This is a genomic window from Achromobacter sp. UBA4530, from assembly GCF_002388205.1.
Classification (GTDB): Bacteria; Pseudomonadota; Gammaproteobacteria; order Burkholderiales; family Burkholderiaceae_B; genus Achromobacter; species Achromobacter animicus.
The window spans coordinates 47,275-66,023 of sequence record NZ_DGMA01000044.1 but is presented as its reverse complement, the minus strand read 5'-3'; the positions used below and the strand labels follow the sequence as shown (position 1 = coordinate 66,023).

16 protein-coding genes and 1 tRNA gene are annotated in these 18,749 nt (G+C 63.2%); 13 read left to right on the top strand and 4 right to left on the bottom strand.

The features are described from left to right. Positions 1-42 precede the first annotated feature (42 nt). From ftsH to B2W22_RS25725, 4 genes are all read left to right on the top strand, one after another. On the top strand, positions 43-1,929 hold the full coding sequence (gene ftsH, locus B2W22_RS25740) for an ATP-dependent zinc metalloprotease FtsH (RefSeq protein ID WP_175126049.1): 1,887 nt from the start codon (positions 43-45) through the stop codon (positions 1,927-1,929). A gap of 18 nt (positions 1,930-1,947) precedes the next feature. Further along, positions 1,948-2,793: a dihydropteroate synthase gene (folP, locus tag B2W22_RS25735; protein WP_175126050.1), complete on the top strand. Its 846-nt coding sequence runs from the start codon at positions 1,948-1,950 to the stop codon at positions 2,791-2,793. Beyond that, positions 2,790-4,133 (top strand): phosphoglucosamine mutase, encoded by a 1,344-nt coding sequence (glmM, locus tag B2W22_RS25730; RefSeq protein ID WP_175126051.1) that lies wholly within the window; start codon positions 2,790-2,792, stop codon positions 4,131-4,133. The genes folP and glmM overlap by 4 nt, the downstream gene beginning before the upstream one ends. Positions 4,134-4,301: 168 nt before the next feature. Then, the gene (locus B2W22_RS25725) at positions 4,302-5,108 is read left to right on the top strand and encodes a GNAT family N-acetyltransferase (protein ID WP_175126052.1); all 807 of its coding nucleotides are present in this window, start codon (positions 4,302-4,304) and stop codon (positions 5,106-5,108) included. 159 nt (positions 5,109-5,267) lie between these two features. On the opposite strand, the gene ppx is transcribed toward B2W22_RS25725, so the two are convergent. Beyond that, the gene (gene ppx / locus B2W22_RS25720) at positions 5,268-6,755 is read right to left on the bottom strand and encodes an exopolyphosphatase (RefSeq protein ID WP_286940085.1); all 1,488 of its coding nucleotides are present in this window, start codon (positions 6,753-6,755) and stop codon (positions 5,268-5,270) included. 219 nt (positions 6,756-6,974) lie between these two features. On the opposite strand from ppx, the gene ppk1 reads away from it, so the two are divergent. The 6 genes from ppk1 to B2W22_RS25690 all read left to right on the top strand — a co-directional run bounded on the left by ppk1 (position 6,975) and on the right by B2W22_RS25690 (position 13,364). Continuing rightward, positions 6,975-9,050, top strand: a complete 2,076-nt coding sequence (gene ppk1 / locus B2W22_RS25715) for a polyphosphate kinase 1 (protein WP_175138262.1) — start codon at positions 6,975-6,977, stop codon at positions 9,048-9,050. A 225-nt stretch (positions 9,051-9,275) separates the two neighbouring features. Continuing rightward, entirely contained in the window at positions 9,276-10,316 is a 1,041-nt protein-coding gene (gene pstS / locus B2W22_RS25710) for a phosphate ABC transporter substrate-binding protein PstS (protein WP_175138263.1), read from the top strand. 100 nt (positions 10,317-10,416) lie between these two features. Next, entirely contained in the window at positions 10,417-11,433 is a 1,017-nt protein-coding gene (pstC, locus tag B2W22_RS25705) for a phosphate ABC transporter permease subunit PstC (protein WP_175126056.1), read from the top strand. A 24-nt stretch (positions 11,434-11,457) separates the two neighbouring features. Then, positions 11,458-12,312 carry a phosphate ABC transporter permease PstA gene (gene pstA / locus B2W22_RS25700; RefSeq protein ID WP_082579045.1) on the top strand — a complete coding sequence of 285 codons (855 nt, stop codon included), beginning with the start codon at positions 11,458-11,460 and terminating at the stop codon, positions 12,310-12,312. 49 nt (positions 12,313-12,361) lie between these two features. Continuing rightward, positions 12,362-13,138: a phosphate ABC transporter ATP-binding protein PstB gene (pstB, locus tag B2W22_RS25695; protein WP_175126057.1), complete on the top strand. Its 777-nt coding sequence runs from the start codon at positions 12,362-12,364 to the stop codon at positions 13,136-13,138. Positions 13,139-13,287: 149 nt separating this feature from the next. Continuing rightward, positions 13,288-13,364: transfer RNA gene (locus B2W22_RS25690), tRNA-Pro, on the top strand. Positions 13,365-13,553: 189 nt separating this feature from the next. Here B2W22_RS25690 and B2W22_RS25685 read toward each other — a convergent pair. Together B2W22_RS25685 and B2W22_RS25680 are read right to left on the bottom strand one after the other, a co-directional pair. After that, on the bottom strand, positions 13,554-14,534 hold the full coding sequence (locus tag B2W22_RS25685; protein ID WP_286940084.1) for a Bug family tripartite tricarboxylate transporter substrate binding protein: 981 nt from the start codon (positions 14,532-14,534) through the stop codon (positions 13,554-13,556). Between the two features lie 32 nt (positions 14,535-14,566). Then, a complete protein-coding gene (locus tag B2W22_RS25680; RefSeq protein ID WP_239215345.1) occupies positions 14,567-15,517 on the bottom strand; it encodes an esterase in 951 nt (316 codons plus the stop codon). A gap of 83 nt (positions 15,518-15,600) precedes the next feature. Between B2W22_RS25680 and B2W22_RS25675 the strand changes: the two genes are divergently transcribed. Together B2W22_RS25675 and B2W22_RS25670 are read left to right on the top strand one after the other, a co-directional pair. After that, positions 15,601-16,494, top strand: a complete 894-nt coding sequence (locus B2W22_RS25675; protein WP_175125975.1) for a LysR family transcriptional regulator — start codon at positions 15,601-15,603, stop codon at positions 16,492-16,494. Positions 16,495-16,635: 141 nt separating this feature from the next. Further along, the gene (locus B2W22_RS25670) at positions 16,636-17,100 is read left to right on the top strand and encodes a hypothetical protein (RefSeq protein WP_175138272.1); all 465 of its coding nucleotides are present in this window, start codon (positions 16,636-16,638) and stop codon (positions 17,098-17,100) included. Between the two features lie 90 nt (positions 17,101-17,190). Here B2W22_RS25670 and B2W22_RS25665 read toward each other — a convergent pair whose 3' ends face one another. Then, entirely contained in the window at positions 17,191-17,481 is a 291-nt protein-coding gene (locus B2W22_RS25665) for a hypothetical protein (protein WP_254594381.1), read from the bottom strand. 132 nt (positions 17,482-17,613) lie between these two features. Between B2W22_RS25665 and B2W22_RS25660 the strand changes: the two genes are divergently transcribed. Continuing rightward, positions 17,614-18,696: a flavodoxin family protein gene (locus tag B2W22_RS25660; RefSeq protein ID WP_175186579.1), complete on the top strand. Its 1,083-nt coding sequence runs from the start codon at positions 17,614-17,616 to the stop codon at positions 18,694-18,696. Positions 18,697-18,749: the final 53 nt, after the last annotated feature.

The window sequence follows — 18,749 nt, the reverse complement described above, 5'->3', positions numbered from 1 at the left end:
GGTGCGCAGTCGCCGGTCGGAATCGAAAGCAGGAGATCGACCTTGAACAATTCATTTTCCAAAGTCGCTGTCTGGATGGTGATAGCCCTGGTGCTGTTCACCGTCTTCAAACAGTTCGACGGACGCGCTCAGACCCAGGACGGTGTGACTTACACGCAGTTCATGGACGACGCCAAGGCGGGACGTATCCGCAAGGTCGACGTTCAAGGCGACGTGCTCTACGTCACCCCGGACGCGGGCCGCGCCTATACGCTGACTTCCCCCGGCGATCTCTGGATGGTCTCCGATCTGCTGAAGTACGGCGTGCAGGTTTCGGGCAAGCCGCGCGAAGAGCAGTCGCTCCTGATGAGCATCTTCGTCTCGTGGTTCCCGATGCTGCTCCTGATCGGCGTATGGGTGTTCTTCATGCGACAGATGCAGGGCGGTGGCAAGGGCGGCGCATTCAGCTTCGGCAAATCGCGCGCCCGGATGCTCGACGAGAACACCAACCAGATCACCTTCGCTGACGTCGCCGGTTGCGACGAAGCCAAGGAAGACGTGCAGGAACTGGTCGACTTCCTGCGTGACCCCAGCAAGTTCCAGAAGCTGGGCGGCCGTATCCCGCGCGGCGTGCTGATGGTGGGTTCGCCCGGTACCGGCAAGACGCTGCTGGCCAAGGCCATCGCCGGCGAAGCCAAGGTGCCGTTCTTCAGCATCTCCGGTTCGGACTTCGTTGAAATGTTCGTCGGCGTGGGCGCGGCCCGTGTCCGCGACATGTTCGAAAACGCCAAGAAGCACGCTCCCTGCATCATCTTCATCGACGAAATCGATGCGGTCGGACGTCAGCGTGGCGCCGGCCTGGGTGGCGGCAACGACGAGCGCGAACAGACCCTGAACCAGATGCTGGTGGAAATGGATGGCTTCGAATCCGGCCAGGGCGTCATCGTGATCGCCGCAACCAACCGTCCCGACGTGCTGGATCCGGCGCTGCTGCGTCCGGGCCGTTTCGATCGCCAGGTCGTGGTGCCGCTGCCCGATATCCGGGGCCGCGAGCAGATCCTGAAGGTCCACATGCGCAAGGTTCCGCTGTCGCCCAATGTCGACGCGACCATCCTGGCGCGCGGTTGCCCGGGCTTCTCCGGCGCCGATCTGGCCAACCTGGTCAACGAAGCCGCACTGTTCGCCGCCCGCCGCAATGGCCGCACGGTCGATATGTCCGACTTTGAAAAGGCCAAGGACAAGATCATCATGGGCGCCGAGCGCCGCTCCATCGTGATGCCCGAAGAGGAACGCAAGAACACCGCGTACCACGAATCCGGCCACGCGATCGTCGCGCGCATGCTGCCCAAGACCGACCCGGTACACAAGGTCACCATCATCCCGCGCGGCCGTGCGCTGGGCGTGACGATGCAGTTGCCGGAAACCGACCGCTACAGCATGGACAAGGGCCGTCTGCTGTCCACCATCGCCGTGCTGTTCGGCGGCCGTATCGCCGAAGAAATCTTCATGGACCAGATGACGACGGGCGCCTCGAATGACTTCGAACGTGCCACCGCCATCGCCCGCGACATCGTCACGCGCTACGGCATGACCGACGAACTGGGTCCCATGGTCTACGCCGAGAACGAAGGCGAAGTCTTCCTGGGCCGCAGCGTCACCAAGACCACGCACATGTCCGAAGCCACCATGCAGAAGGTGGACACCGAGATCCGCCGCATCATCGACGAGCAGTACGGCGTTGCGCGCAAGATCCTGGAAGACAACCGCGACAAGGTCGAAGTCATGACGTCCGCGCTGCTCGAATGGGAAACCATCGACGCCGACCAGATCAACGACATCATGGAGGGCCGCCCCCCGCGTCCCCCGAAGACGCCGCAAGGCCCGTCGGACACGTCCGATACGCCGCCGACCGGCCTGGCTGCAGGCGGTAGCACGGCAGCTGCGGTCTGAGGTTCTTCGTTCTGGTTTATGGCAAATAACTTCCTTTGCGGGCGCTTCGAGTTTGATCTCGAGCGCCCGCTTGTCATGGGCATCGTCAACGTCACGCCGGACTCGTTTTCCGATGGCGGCCAACACGACGATACCGATTCCGCCGTGGCGCATGCGCGCCAGTTGATCGAGGAAGGCGCCCAGATTCTGGACCTGGGCGGCGAATCCACGCGCCCGGGGGCCGACCCCGTTTCCGTGGCCGACGAGCTCAACCGGCTGCTCCCGGTGGTCGAGGCGCTTCGGGACTGCGGCGTGCCGCTCTCCATCGACACGTTCAAGCCGGAAGTCATGCGCGCGACGCTGGACGCCGGCGCGGACATGATCAACGACATCTACGGTTTCAGGCAGCCGGGCGCGATCGAAGCCGTCTCGCAATCGCGCTGTGGCCTGTGCGTCATGCACATGAAAGGCGAGCCTCGCACCATGCAGGCAGCGCCGCCCGAGTACACCGACCTGATCGGTGAAATCGGCCTGTTTCTGGGGGCTCGCGCGCAAAAGCTGCGCGCGGCCTGGATCGATCCTCGCCGCATCGTGCTGGACCCGGGTTTCGGGTTTGGCAAGACGGCCGACCAGAACTTTCAACTGCTGCGCCGGCTGTCCAGCCTGCGCAGTACCGGTTATCCATTGCTGATCGGCCTGTCGCGCAAAAACATGATCGGCCAGGCCACCGGCCGGCCGGTTGGCGACCGGCTGCCCGGCAGCATTGCCGCCGCGCTTGCCTGCGTCGCGCGTGGCGCCTCCATCGTGCGCGTGCACGATGTTGCGGCCACGGTGGATGCGCTTAAGGTATGGCAGGCGGCTGAACAAGGAGCAATCAGTTCATGATTCGACGCAAATATTTCGGTACCGATGGCGTACGCGGTGAAGTCGGCGGTCCGGTGATCAATGCCGAATTCGCCTTGCGCCTGGGTTACGCCGCTGGCCGCGTGCTGGCCCGCGAGCACGCCGTGCGCGGCGCAAGCCGCCCGCAGGTCGTCATCGGCAAGGACACCCGGATTTCCGGCTACATGCTGGAGTCCGCGCTGGAAGCGGGGCTGTCCGCCGCCGGTATCGACGTGCTGCTGGCCGGCCCGATCCCCACGCCCGCGGTCGCCTACCTGACCCGCGCGCTGCGCCTGGTCGCCGGCATCGTCATCAGCGCCTCGCACAATCCCTACCAGGACAACGGCATCAAGTTCTTCTCGGCGCAGGGCATGAAGCTGCCCGACGAAATCGAAGCCGACATCGAGGCCGCGCTGGACGAGCCCCTGGGTTGCGTCAGTTCGGAAGCGCTGGGACGCGCGCGCCGCATGGGCGACGCTCAGGGCCGCTACATCGAGTTCTGCAAGAGCACGTTCCCCAACGACCTGGACTTGAACGGCATGACGATCGTGGTGGACGCCGCGCACGGCGCCGCCTACAACATCGCGCCGCACGTCTTCCGTGAGCTGGGCGCCGAAGTCCACGCCATCGGCGTGCACCCCGACGGCTTCAACATCAACAAGGGCGTGGGCGCGCTGCATCCCGAGCTGCTGGCCAAGGAAGTCAAGGCGCGCGGCGCCCAGCTTGGCATTGCGCTGGACGGTGACGCCGACCGCCTGCAGATGGTGGACGGCGAGGGCCGCATCTACAACGGCGACGAACTCATGTACGCCATCGTGCGCGAGCGCATGCAGCGCGGCAAGGTCGAGGGCGTGGTCGGCACGCTGATGACCAACTTTGGCTTCGAGCGCGAAATGAAGCGCCTGGGCGTGGGCTTTGACCGCGCGAACGTGGGCGACCGCTATGTGCTGGAACAGATGCAATCGCGCGGCTGGCTGTACGGCGGCGAAAGCTCCGGCCATCTGCTGTGCCTGGATTGCCACTCCACCGGCGACGGCATCGTGGCGGCGCTGCAGGTCTTGACCGCGCTGCGTCGCAATTCCACCACGCTTGGCGACTGGGTCAGCGACCTGCGCATGTATCCGCAAAAGATGATCAACGTGCCGCTGACGCCGGGCCTGGACTGGAAGACGCATGCCGGTCTGACCGCCGCGCGCCAGGCCGTCGAGGCAGAGCTGGACGGCCGGGGCCGGATCCTGATCCGCGCTTCGGGGACGGAACCCAAGCTGCGCCTGATGGTTGAGGCCGAAGATGAGGCGCTGGCGACCAATTCTGCAGAGAAGCTTGCGGCAAGCCTGGGGTAAACCCTGAGTTTCGATTTAATATGTGGGCCACGCGTCGAAATCGTCGCGTGGCCTTTTGTTGTTTGAGTTTTCGATGCCGGTCTAAGCGTCATAGTCACGTAACATATTGGTCAAGTCATTGACATACAGGGCGTCCACACTGGCTGGACTCTCTAGGAGCTTCGCGCAATGCTGGAATTAGCACGCATCAATCCGAGCCGCAGTACCGCAGAACCCTGGACGGGCTCGGCCCCGAAGGTCCTGGCTGTCGGCCTGGCGCGTACCGCCGAAGAAATAGAGCAGATCCAACGCCTGCGCTATGAGGTCTTCACCGAAGACATGGGTGTCGTCTTCCCCGATGCGCAAGATGGCATCGAGCAAGACCGCTTCGATCCGTTCTGTGAACACCTGATGGTCCGCGAACTCGACACCGACCGAGTCGTTGGCACCTATCGGATCCTGACCCCCGAAAAAGCGCGCGAAGCCGGCGGCTATTACTCGCAGTCGGAATTCGACCTGTCGGGCCTGGGCGCCATCCGCGACGAAGTCGTTGAAGTCGGCCGCTCCTGCACCCACGCCGATTACCGTGGCGGCGCGGTCATCATGCTGCTGTGGTCCGGCCTGGCGGAATACCTGCGCCGCGGCGGTTACGAATACGTGCTCGGTTGCGCCAGCGTCAGCCTGCGCGATGACGGCGTCACCGCAGCGGAAGTGTGGCGTACGGTGGCCAAGCAGATGCCGCAGGGCAACGAGCCGCGCGTCACGCCGCTGCACCGCTACCCGGTCGAAAAGCTCAACAGCACCTTGCCGGCGCGCGTGCCGCCGCTGATCAAGGGCTATCTGAAGCTGGGCGCCAAGGTATGCGGCGAACCGGCATGGGATCCGGATTTCAACGCCGCCGACTTCCCGGTGCTCTTGAAGATGGAGCGCATGGACGAGCGCTACCGTCGCCACTTCGGCCTGGACCAGCCGGCCATCATCGCTACCCAGCGCTAGACCCCATCCATCATGCGCCGCCTGTTCCGCCGAATGACAATCAGACTGATCCGGCGGGCCACACGGCCGCTGCGCATGGAACTCAGGCGGCTGGATCGGGAAACCGATCTCTCGCCATTCTGATCAGCCGGGGCGGCCGCGCCGCCCCGTTCTTGATTTTTAGAACTCCAGCAGTTCGAACGAAAACCCGACCTTGTTCCACTCGGCTTCTTCCGCGCGCAGCGTGAAGTCGCTGAGCGGGTGTTCGGCCAGCCATTCGCGGTTGACGCGCACCACGATGGAATTGTCGCGGACCGACGCGGTGAGGGGCAGGGGCTCGATCTCGCCGCGGCGGCGGAACAGCAACACCGCCAGACGCAGCGCCAGGATGGCCTTCCATTGCGGGCGCGTGCGCACCAGCGGTTCCACCTTGGCCAGCTTGCCCTGGTGTCCCAGCGCCAGCAAGGCCAGCAGTTGCTGGTCGGCGCGTGAAAAGCCCGGCATGTCGGCGTTTTCCAGCACGTAGGCGGTGTGCTTGTGATACGCGTTGTGGGCAATCGACAGGCCCACTTCGTGCAGATCGGCCGCCCAGCCCAGTGCGGGACGCAGCTCGGCGCGCTCCTGGCCTTCGGGGAACATGGCGTCGAACAGGCTGAGGGCTGCGTGGCGAACGCGGCGCGCCTGGTTCACGTCCACGTGATAGCGCTTGACGAACTGGCGTACCGATTCGTCGCGCTTGTCGTGCTCGTCGTCACGGCCCAGCAGGTCGTACAACACGCCCAGGCGCAGTGCGCCGTCGCCGGTGTGCATGACATCGATGCCCAGCTCGTCGAACAGCGCGCTCATGATGGCCAGCCCGCCGGGCAGCACGTCGGCGCGTTCGATCTTGATGCCGGGAAGCTCGGACGGAATGACGCGGCCCGAGCGGATGAGACGGTCCTTCAGCTTGGTCAGGCCCGAGCGCGTGATGCCGCGGTCGGAATAGCCGCCTTCGGTCAGGATCGCAAAGAGCGCCTTGGCGGTGCCGGAGGAGCCATAGGCTTCCTTCCAGCCCATCTTGCGGTACTGCTTGGCGATGACTTCGATTTCGCGGCGCGCGGCCAGCTCGGCCTGCTTCATCTGGTGCGCATCCACCACGCCGTCCGAGAAGAACTGGCGGCTGTAGCTGACGCAGCCCATGTACAGCGAGGACATCAGGCCCGGTTCGTGGCCCTTGCCGATGATGACTTCGGTAGAACCGCCGCCGATGTCGATGACCAGGCGCTTGTTGGGCGAAGGGGGCAGGGTGTGGGCCACGCCCGTGAAGATCAGGCGGGCCTCTTCGCGGCCGGCGATGACTTCAATGGGAAAGCCCAATGCGGCTTCGGCCCGGGGCAGGAAATCTTTGGTATTGCGGGCGACGCGGAACGTGTTGGTGGCAACCGCACGGACCCGGTTGGGGTGGAAACTGCGCAGGCGTTCGCCGAAGCGTTCAAGGACGGCAATGGCGCGGTCGATGGCGTCGTCGCCAAGCCGTTTTTCGGCGTCCAGACCGGCGGCGAGCCGGACGGTTTCCTTGAGGCGGTCGATCTGGTAGATCTGGGGCGTACCGTCCTGCTGAACGATGCGTCCGATGGAGAGGCGAAAGCTGTTGGACCCGAGGTCCACCGCGGCCAGAAGTTGATCCATGCGGCTCGTAATATTGGCTGTGAGGTGGACCGATTATAAGGACCCCATGTGACAACGCCGCCGGATACGGGTTTTTGCTTACGGAACAGAGGCTTGGAAGCCATTGTCCGGTGTGCCATATGTCCCGCATTTGACGTACCCTTAGCGATTGGGCGCTGTCATAGAACCGTCACCTGTTTGCAGTAAAACTTCACGCTCTCTTTTCGTATGGAATCCGGTATGCCCACACGTCCGCCAGGCGAGCCTCTGCTCATGAATCGCGAATTGTCGCTGCTCAAGTTCAACGAACGCGTGCTGGCGATGGCGGAAAACCCCAAGACGCCGCTGCTGGAAAGGCTGCGCTACGTGTGCATCGTCAGTTCCAACCTGGACGAGTTCTTCGAGATCCGGATCTCCAGCCTGAAAGAGCAGCAGCGCCAGTCGCCCAATCTGGTCGGCCCGGACGGCATGACGCCCGACGAGGCATTCGAATGCGTCCAGCAGGCGGTGCACGAACTGGTGAACCGTCAGTACAACCTGCTCAACGATCAGATCCTGCCCGCCATGCACAAGGAGGGCATCGCGCTGCATCACGCTTCCGAATGGAATCCGGAGCAGCAGGAGTGGGCGCGCGACGTGTTCCACCGTGACGTGATGCCGCTGTTGACCCCCATCGGGCTGGACCCGGCGCACCCGTTTCCGCGCGTCTACAACAAGAGCCTGAATTTCATCGTGTCGCTGGCCGGCGCCGACGCGTTCGGCCGTCAGGCGTCCATCGCCATCGTCCAGGCGCCCCGCGCGCTGCCGCGCCTGATCAAGATGCCGCAGGAGCTCTCTGGGCAGCCCGAGGGCTACATCCTCCTGACTTCCCTCCTGCGCGCCTTCGTGGGCGAGCTGTTCCCGGGCCTGGAGATGCTGGGTTGCTACCAGTGGCGCGTCACGCGCAACAGCGACCTCTTCGTGGACGAGGAAGAAGTCACCAACCTGCGCCACGCGCTGCAGGGCGAGCTGTCGCAGCGCAACTTCGGCGCCGCCGTCCGCCTTGAGATCGACAAGCTGACGCCCGTCGAACTGGAAACCTTCCTGCAGCGCGAGTTTTCGCTGAAGGCCGACGACACCTATCGCGTGCCCGGCCCGGTGAATCTGTCCCGGCTCATGCAGCTGTGCAATTCCGCGGCGCGCCCGGACCTGCTGTTTCCCGACTACCGCGCGCCCGTGCCCGCGCCGTTTGACCGCGTCGGCGACAAGCCCGCAGAACTCTTTGAGGCAGTGGCCGAGTGCGACCGCCTGCTGCACCATCCCTATCAGTCGTTCCAGCCAGTCATCGACTTCCTGACCGCCGCCGCGCTGGATCCGGACGTGATGGCCATCAAGCAGACCATCTACCGCACCGGCGAAGACTCCGAGCTGATGAAGATCCTGCTGGCGGCCGCGCGCGCCGGCAAGGAAGTGACGGTGGTGGTGGAGCTGATGGCGCGCTTTGACGAGCAGACCAACATCAACTGGGCCTCCAAGCTGGAAGAGGTGGGAGCGCACGTCGTCTACGGCGTGGTGGCGCACAAGACGCACGCCAAGATGGCGGTGGTGTTGCGCCGCGAAAAGGGCCGTCTGCGCCGCTACGCCCACTTGGGCACCGGCAATTACCACCCGCGCACGGCGCGTCTGTACACCGATTTCGGGCTGCTGACGGCGGACCCGAAGCTGTGCGAGGACATGGACAAGGTGTTCGCGCAGTTGACCGGCCTGGGTGCGCGCCGCGCGCTCAAATCGCTGATGCAGTCGCCGTTCACCCTGCACGAAGGCATGGTGTCGCTGATCCGCGCCGAGGCGCGCGCCGCCAAGGCGGGCAAACGGTCGCGCATCATGGCCAAGATGAATTCGCTACTGGAAGAGCAGATCATCGCCGAGCTTTACAAGGCCAGCCAGGCGGGCGTGAAGATCGACCTGATCGTGCGCGGCGTCTGCGCCTTGCGCGCCGGGGTGCCGGGATTGTCAGAAAACATCCGTGTGCGCTCCATCGTGGGCCGCTTCCTGGAGCATTCCCGCGTCTTCTATTTCTACGCCGACGGCGAAGAGACCGTGTACCTGTCGTCCGCCGACTGGATGGACCGCAACTTCTTCCGCCGCGTCGAGATCGCGTTCCCGATCTACGACAAGACGCTCAAGAAGCGCGTTATCGACGAGGCCTTCACCTACGCGCTGCGCGACAACCAGCTGGCCTGGCAGCAGCAACCCAGCGGCGACTACGCGCGCGTCAAGAGCCGCCGCGAGCCCTACAACCTGCACCAGTTCCTGATGCAGAAGCTGGGCGTCTGAACGACCAGGGCCGAAATAGGGTTTGTCCCTTTAATCTTGTCTTAGCCTTACGGCCGCCCGGCAACTGCCCCGCGGCCGTGGTTTTTATGCCGCATCGAACATCTGCATGAACAGTTTGTGACTGTCATGGTCTTGTCACGTTGGGTACCTAAGATGCGAGGGTCGCTGAAAGACAGGCAGCTAAAAAGCCTGCCAAGACTCCTTTAACGAGCAGAAGGAACCCAGATGTTCAAACGTGTCTTCAAGCAAGTTTCCGTGGGCGTCGCGCTGAGCGCCGCCGTTTTTGCCGTCCAGGCCGCCAACGTCACCGGCGCCGGCGCATCGTTCCCGTACCCGATCTACGCCAAGTGGGCGTCCGACTACAAGGCTGCGACCAACAACGCGGTCAACTACCAGTCCATCGGTTCGGGCGGCGGTCAACAGCAGATCATTGCAAAGACGGTCGACTTCGGCGCCTCGGATGACCCGATGAAGGCTGCCGACCTGGAAAAGCACGGCCTGCTGCAATTCCCCGCCGTGATCGGCGGCACTGTCGCCGTCGTGAACGTCGACGGCGTCGAGCCGGGCAAGCTGAAGCTGTCGGGCAAGGTCCTGGCCGACATCTTCCTGGGCAAGATCAAGAAGTGGGACGACGCTGCGCTGAAGGCGCTGAACCCCGACGTCAAGCTGCCCTCGGCCGACATCATCGTCGTGCACCGTTCGGACGGCTCGGGCACCACCTTCGGCTGGACGAACTACCTGTCCAAGGTGTCGCCGGAGTGGAAGTCGCAAGTCGGTGAAGGCAAGGCCGTCAAGTGGCCCACCGGTCAGGGCGGCAAGGGCAACGAAGGCGTCGCCGCCTACGTCGGCCAGCTGAAGAACTCGATCGGCTACGTCGAATACGCCTACGCCAAGCAGAACAAGCTGGCCTGGACGCAACTGCAGAACAAGGACGGCAAGTTCGTCCAGCCCGAGCAAAAGGCTTTCGCCGCCGCGGCCGCCAACGCCGACTGGAAGAGCGCGCCGGGCATGGGCGTGGTCCTGACCGACGAGCCGGGCGCCGATTCGTGGCCCGTCACCGCCGCCACCTTCATCCTGATCCACAAGTCGCAAGACAAGCCGGTTCAGGGCAAGGCTGTGCTGGACTTCTTCGACTGGGCCTTCAAGAACGGCGCCAAGTCGGCTGAAGCCATGGACTACGTGCCGCTGCCGGAAGCCGTGACCAAGGAAATCCGCGCCGCCTGGGGCGAAGTGAAGTCCGCTGACGGCCAGGCTGTCTGGAAGTAAATCAGTACCGAGCGGCCCCGACGCCTGATGGCGGGCGGGGCCGCCGCTTGTAAATCGACCTCTCTGCTGTTCCCCCAGGTTTCCTAAGGAAAGTCCATCCATGAGCGCGGTAATGGATAATAGTGTGCCGCTTCCGCCCAGCGTGGCGGATTCCGTGACTACCGGCACGCCTTCGCCTATGAAGCAAACAAAAAACGCGCTGATGGATGCGCTGTTCAAGAATCTGACCCGCCTGTTCGCCTTCCTGGTGTTCATTCTTCTGGCGGCGATTCTCATCTCCCTCATCTACGGCAGCCGCGAATCGCTGGCCAAATATGGCCTGTCGTTCCTGTGGCTCAATGACTGGGACCCGGTCAACTCCAATTACGGCGCTGTCGTGCCGATCATCGGCACGTTGCTGACGTCCGCGATCGCACTGATCATCGCCGTGCCGGTGTCCTTTGGCATCGCCATCTTCCTGACCGAACTCTCTCCGACCTGGCTGCGCCGACCGCTGGGCACAGCCATCGAAATGCTGGCGGCCATTCCGTCCATCATTTACGGCATGTGGGGCCTGTTCGTCTTCGTGCCCGTGTTCCAGCAGTACGTGCAGCCGTTCCTGATCGCGACGTTGGGCAATCTTCCCATCATCGGCGGTCTGTTTGCGGGCCCACCGTTCGGTATCGGCATCTTCACCGCCGGCCTGATCCTCTCGATCATGATCATCCCGTTCATCGCCGCGGTGATGCGCGACGTGTTCGAACTGGTCCCCGCGATGCTCAAGGAATCTGCTTACGGCCTGGGCAGCACGACCTGGGAAGTGATGTGGCGCGTAGTGCTGCCCTTCACCAAGTCGGGCGTCATCGGCGGCATCATGCTCGGCCTGGGCCGTGCCCTGGGCGAGACGATGGCCGTGACCTTCGTCATCGGCAACGCCTTCAAGTGGTCCGGTTCCCTGTTCTCGCCCGGCAACTCCATCGCCTCGGCGCTCGCCAACGAATTCAACGAGGCGGGCGGCATCCAGAAGGCGGCGTTGCTGGAACTGGGCCTGATCCTGTTCCTGATCACGACCATCGTGCTGGCCTTGGCCAAGACGCTGCTGGTCCGCCTGTCCGCCGGCGAAGGCAAGAAGACCTGACGCCCGGAGCACAAGGAAAAAATCATGGCTGAATCCGTACTCAACATGCAGAACGGCATCTATCGCCGGCGCCGCGTGGTCAATCGCATCATGCTCGCCGTGTCGATGACGACGCTGGTCTTCGGCCTGTTCTGGCTGTTCTGGATCATTCTCACGTTGCTGATGAAGGGTGCGCCCGCGCTGTCGTACACGCTCTTCACCGAAATCACGCCGCCGCCGGGCCAGGCGGGGGGCTTGCTCAACGCCATTCTCGGCAGTGTGATGATGGCGGGCGTCGGCACGCTGATCGGCACGCCGGTCGGCATCCTGGCCGGCACCTATCTGGCTGAATACGGCCAGCGCGGCTGGCTGGCGCCGGCCACGCGCTTCCTGAACGACGTGCTGCTGTCGGCGCCGTCCATCATCATCGGCCTGTTCATCTATGCCGTGTATGTGGCGCAGGTCGGGCATTACTCGGGTTGGGCCGGCGCCATTGCGCTGTCCATCCTGGTGATCCCGGTCGTGGTCCGCACCACCGACAACATGCTGCTGCTGGTGCCCAACAGCCTGCGCGAGGCGACCGCCGCGCTGGGCTGCCCGAAGTGGCGCATGATCACGCTGGTCTGCTATCGCGCCGCCAAGTCCGGCATCATCACCGGCGTGCTGCTCGCGATCGCCCGCATCTCCGGCGAAACCGCGCCGCTGCTGTTCACCGCGCTGTCGAATCAGTTCATGTCGCTGAACATGAACGGCCCGATGGCCAACCTGCCGGTCGTCATCTACCAATACGCCGCCAGCCCCTTCAAGGACTGGAACAACCTGGCCTGGGCCGGCGCCACGCTGATCACGCTGCTGGTGTTGGGCATCAACATCATCGCCCGCAACCTGTTCCGCAAATAAAGATCGCTTTGCCGGCGCGCTGGACGCGCCGACATCCAAGGGAAACCCAATGGAAAACACCGCTACCGCAGTCAAGAACAAGCTCGAGGTCAAGAACCTGAACTTCTACTACGGCAAGTTCCACGCGATTCGCAACGTGAACATGTCGATCCAGGAGAAGAAGGTCACCGCCTTCATCGGCCCGTCGGGCTGCGGCAAATCGACGCTGCTGCGCACGTTCAACCGCATGTTCGAGCTGTACCCCGGCCAGCGCGCCGAGGGCGAAATTCTGCTGGACGGCGACAATCTGCTCACGGCCAAGACCGACATCTCGCTGATCCGCGCCAAGATCGGCATGGTCTTCCAGAAGCCCACGCCGTTCCCCATGAGCATCTACGACAACATCGCCTTCGGCGTGCGTCTGTTCGAACGCCTGTCCAAGGGCGAAATGGACGAGCGCGTGGAATGGGCGCTGAGCAAGGCTGCACTGTGGAATGAAGTGAAGGACAAGCTGCACCAGAGCGGCAACAGCCTGTCCGGCGGCCAGCAACAGCGTCTGTGCATCGCGCGCGGCGTGGCGATCAAGCCGGAAGTGCTGCTGCTCGATGAGCCGTGCTCCGCGCTGGATCCTATTTCCACCGCCAAGATCGAAGAACTGATCGCCGAACTGAAGAACGACTACACCGTCGTGATCGTGACGCACAACATGCAGCAGGCTGCGCGTTGCTCGGATTACACGGCGTATATGTATCTGGGCGAGCTGATGGAATTTGGTCAGACTGATCAGATTTTTGTTAAGCCCTCGCGCAAGGAAACCGAGGACTACATCACGGGCCGTTTTGGCTGATCGCGATTTGTCCTGCAGTGCTGGAAGCGGCGCGCCTGGGTGGCGCGCCGTTTTTCATTTGATGGGATGCAGGGCAGGTATTTTGTTACGTCGCCGGATGGCTGAACCTCGGCCGCGAATGATCGCTTTCTGGTATAGTTGCCACCCTTCGGGGCGTAGCGCAGCCTGGTAGCGCATCTGCTTTGGGAGCAGAGGGTCGTGAGTTCGAATCCCACCGCCCCGACCAATATCCATGCGGGTCTTCGGATTTCCGCAGTGCAAGTAAAGACGACAGGTGGTCCAAGAAAATTGGGACCACCATAAAGATGGCCCCAACCTCACCGAGGTTGGGGCCATTTTGTTGGTCTGCCCGACTCGCGATCGGGCTTCTAGCGTGTGAGCTTAGGCGTGTAAGCGCATGCTCCGTCCCTTCCTCCTACTGACGCGGGATCTTCGCTTCTTCGATCAGCTTTTGCCATTGCGCATCGCTGCTTGCCACAAACTGGCCGAACGCAGATGGCGAGGTGGCCGGGCTGACCTTGACACCCAATTCCTTGAACCGTGCCTGGATCTCCGGCTTGGCCATGACACGGCTGAACGCGGCGTTCAACGTCTGGACGATGGGGTCCGGCGTATTCGACGGTGCGAAAATTCCGGTCCAGAAGTAATAGTCCATCCCTTTGAGTTCCGGTGTTTCACCCGCCGACGCCAAGTCCGGGTTGCCGATGTCGCGGTCGCGGCTCATGACGCCCACGCCCGTCACACGGCCGCTTTTAATTAGTTCGAGCAGGGCTGGCAGCCCGGACACCGCGATATCAACATTGCCGCCGATGACATCGGTCGCGATTTTCGACGCGCTGGAGTAGGGAATGAACGTGATGTCCGTACCCGTGGTGAGCTTGAAGCTCTCCATGGCGATGGCGGGCAGCGAGCCGACGCCCGTGGCGCCGTACGTCAGCTTGCCCGGGTTTGCTTTGGCCCGTGCAATCAGGTCGCCGAACGATTTCACGCCCAGATTCGGGTTCGCCACGACGCCAACGCCGCTTGTGCCCAGCGGCGCGACGGCGGCCAGGTCGCGATAGGTGTATTTGGCCGACGATTGCAGGCTGGGCGCGATCACGACATCGGACACGATGCCCATCAGCACCGTGTACCCGTCGGGCTTGGCGTTGACGGCGCGCGTGACGCCGATGATGCCGCCGGCTCCCGCGACGTTCTCGATGACGATGGTCTGGCCCAGCTCGCGGCCCAGTTCGGGGGCGATGATGCGAGCGAACGTGTCCACCGATCCTGCCGGCGCGTAGCCCACGATAAGCTTGATGGGATGGGCGGGGTAGGCCTGCGCATGCGCCGCGCTCGTTCCTCCCAACACAAGGGCTCCCACCAGCGCCGCGCTGGAAAGGGGTCGAATGGTCATGGTTGTCTCCTGTTGTTTTCGTTCGTGTTGCTTCAGCTTTGCAGCCACTTCAAGACGCGTTGGAACACCTCGTCGCTATTGCGGTCCATCATCGGCAGGTGGGAATTGCCCGCGACGCCGTTGGCGGGCAGGTCCAGCACCGACACGTCGGCGCACCCCCGGATGGAATCCAGATAACGCTCGGCTTGTTGGCGGTAGCCGACCCAGTGCGAGCCCGACGCTTCGATGAAGTCGCCCCACACAACAAGATGCGGCGGCAGCGCTTCAATCGGGGCCGCTTGCGGCATACCGCCAGGCTCCACGCCCACCACCCGGCGCACTGCTTGAGGACGGCGGCGCGCAATTTCGGCGGCAAAGCCCGCGCCCTGGCTGTGGGCGACGATATGGCAATGCCCCACCCGGTCGATCAACGCTTCGTACGCCGCCAGAATCATGGATTCATGGCCCGGCCAGCGCGGCACCCATTGATTGGCGAACGCGTCAAACGCCTCGGTGGGAAACTGTTGCCCTGGATAGGCCTTTCGCTGCGGCGGATCCGGGTCGTAGACGGGTCCGATTCGAAACGTCGTCCAGGCCTCGCGCTTGGTGCGAAAGACGGGCGACTCGCGATACACCTGCGGAAAGCGTGCCCAGGACGAACGGCCGCGTTCCACTGCGTCGCTGACCAGGACGTCGTAACCGGCATCCAGGAATTTCCACAGCCAGCCGTTGCGGCCATCTGGGGTCGTTTCCCATGTGCAGCCGGTCATGCCCCCGCCATGCCAAAGCAGCACCGGATCCGGATGCCGGGGCTGTGCCAGGCGGTATTCCTGGACATACATCTGCCCATAGACCTGCTCTCCGTTCGGGTTGACCTCGCGCGGGGAACCGTTCAGGACCATGCTGCGATATTCGACGGGCAGGCCTTCAAGCACGGCGGTCGCGCCGCCCACGAAGAAGCTGTTCATCGATTTCAGGAAAATGCCCTTGCCTTGTGGATTCATGATGGCTCGTTGAAGTGATGCCTGCATGTTCAGGCCGCGCGTATAGTTACGTCTATCGAAAAAATTTCAACGATTCTTGATCCATGCGAATCAATTACGATCTGGAAGATATCCGCGCGTTCTGCTGCGTGGCGCGCATGGGCCAGTACACGTCCGCCGCTGCGCTGCTGTGCGTCACGACGTCGGCTTTGAGCCGGCGTATCGCAAAGCTGGAATCGGAAATCGGCGGACGCTTGTTTGAACGTACGACGCGCAGCGTGGTGCTGACGTCGATAGGCCGCGCGCTGTATGAGCGCGTGCTGCCCATCGTTACCCAGATGGATGCCAGCCTGACCGAGGCCGCCCGCCGCGCGCGGGGGCACGAAGGCACGCTGATGGTAAGCACGGTGGCTTCGGTAGGCTATTCGGTGCTGCCGAATGTGCTGCCCGAATTCTATGCACGGCATCCGCAGGTGTATCTGTCCATCCGCGACGGCAACGCGACCGTCACGACGGGACTGGTCGAAGAGCGCGAGGTGGAATTCGGCATCACCACGCCGGTGTCATTCGGTCCCACCCTGGAGGCCGAGCGCGTCGCCACCTATGGCTACAACCTGGTGTTTGCCGAGGGTTCTGCCCTGGCGCCACGCAGCCGCAAGCTGTCTTGGAAAAAGCTGCCGGGCCTGCCGGTAGTGGGGCTGAATCCGGTCAGTTCCACCCGTTTGCAGATCGACAGTGTCCTGAACGCTCGCGGGCTGGAGTTGCCCTGGACCATCGAAGTCGATCAGCTGGCCACCATGATCGGGCTGGTGCAATCGGGCAATTTCGTGACCATCATGCCCGCGTTGTTCGAAGCGCATGGGTATGGCCTGAAGTCGATCCCAGTGCTGGATCCCGACATCGCGCGGGATGTGTATATCGTGCGCCGCCGTGACAGCACGCCGACGCCGCAAGGTCAGTATCTGATGGAACTCGTACGCGCCTACCTTGCGCGTTGAAACACGCCTATCGAACGCGGCGGTTGACACATCGCGTTACTTCGTTCGCTGCTACTTCTGAACCCCGCGTGGTAGATATATCGCCGGGAGATTCCGTTCGGCGTGTCGCCGGGCGCATGTCCCTATTTTGAGGAGCTGACCATGAATACTGTTCACAAGATGAATGCTGTTCAAGTGCCCCTGAAAAGAGTTTCCGCGATTCTTTGCGTGGCGGGTATGACGTGGGCCACGGGCGCGGCTTACGCCGCTGACACCAGCGCTACCTCGCAAGCGCAGCATCAGCAGGATGTCGCCACCTGCAAGAGCGGCGCCTCCGGCCAACCGCTGGAAACTTGCCTGCGCGAAGCGGCAGCGGCACGGCAAGAGCGTGATCGTCAGAATCTGAGTGCGGAGAGCCCCGAGCAACTTCGGCAGAATGAGCTGGCTCGCTGCAACCGTCTGCCCGAATCGCAGCGTGCAACCTGCGTGGCGAAGATGACCTCGCCCACGAATGTGCAGGGTAGCGTGCAGGGCGGTGGCGTATTGCGCAAGAAAGAGATTCAGGTGCCCGCCACCCCGGCGAACCCGGCTACGCCAGCCAGCACCGCACCGGCGCCGGCCCGCTGAACGGCCTGTCGTAGAACGCACAAACGTAGCGAATTGCAGCCACGCGAGAAACGTTCGCGTGGCTGCGTTTGTCTGTTTGCGCGCGACTGCCTAAAACCGCTGGTCCTTGTCGAACGGCACCTCGGCATCGCTCGGACGTTCGAACGCCGGAGCTTCACCGTTCAGGTCGGCAACATGAATCTGCGCGAGGCGGGTCGCCTCGGCAATTGCGCCATGCGCGGAATGAAACCGCTCGTCGATGGCAATGCGTTCGGACGGCACGCCGGCGATCGGTGAGATCAGCGTGTAGCCGATGCGCCATTCATCGCCTTCCTGCTCTGGCTGCGCGATCTGAAAGTCCCATTTGGCTGTTTGCATAATTCCTCCAGTCGGTCGGTTCATCCTACTGCACTCGATGCGCGCTTGAAAGGTGTGACGCGCCCGCGCAGTCATCAGCCGAATGCAAGCCATGCGGCAAGCTGGCAGGCATGAGAGTTGCTGCCTGGCAGGGTTCATCTTTGCGGAACCACTGCAATGGCCAATCCGAAGCTCGACGTCCGAACAGGACAATATTCCGGCAAGCTGCCCCGCGACACATTCCGCCTGCGTTTCATGCGCCGCTTCTATGACCCGGCGTTCAAGTCTGAAACCGAAGCCTTGGAAAGGCTTGAAGCCATCGCCTGGGATGCCTACGAGAATGGACGCAAGGCGCCCGATACCGTCAAGGCGGGATCAGGTTACGCAGATCCCGATTACGACTTATCTGTGGAATGGAAAGATGCCCGTGACCGCCTCGCGCGCGCGGCGTTGGTGCAGCGCGATCCGGAAACGCGCTCCCGCGTCCTGGTGGTCAACGGCGCGGCGCGCAATGACGGGACCTGTCCTGGCGAGGTCTCAAAGACCTGGCGGCTGTCGGAAATCGTGCGCGACGAACTGGAGTCGGCCAGTGTGCAGGCGGACATGCTGGATCTGAGCCGCCTCACGTCGGAATACCAGTACCTCATCCACCCCTGCAAAGGCTGCGTGTCCACCGCGATGCCGCTCTGCCATTGGCCCTGTAGCTGTTATCCCAACCATTCGCTCGCGCAGGACAACGATGCGATGAACGACATCTACGAGCAGTGGATGGCGGCGCATGGCGTGATCCTGCTCGCGCCGACCTATTGGTATCAGTCGCCCAGCGTCCTGAAGCTGATGATCGACCGGCTGGTCTGTGCGGATGGCGGCAACCCCGATCCGACGACGACGTCAGGCAAAGACGCGAGGAAGGCCAAGCAGATCGAAATGGACGGATGGCCGTTTCCGAAGCATTTGGCTGGCCGCGCCTACGGCGTGGTGGTGCACGGCGACGTGGCGGGCATTGAGGGGCAGCGGCGCGCGCTCTGCGACTGGCTCGAATGGATGGGGTTGGTGGATGCCGGGGCGTCGTCGAAGCTGGATCGCTACATTGGCTACTACAAGCCGTATGCCACGAGTCATGCCGAGCTGGACGAGGACTCGGCGTTGCAGGAAGAGGTGCGCAATGTGGCGAAGGCGATGGTGCTGTGCCTGCCGCGCCTGCGGGCCGGAGAGTGGCCCGCCGTGGATCAGGGGTTGCCATCGCCGCGGCCGAAGTAGGCGCCGCGGGCGATATGCGGTCGACACCTAAACCAAAATCGGGCAGTCAACGC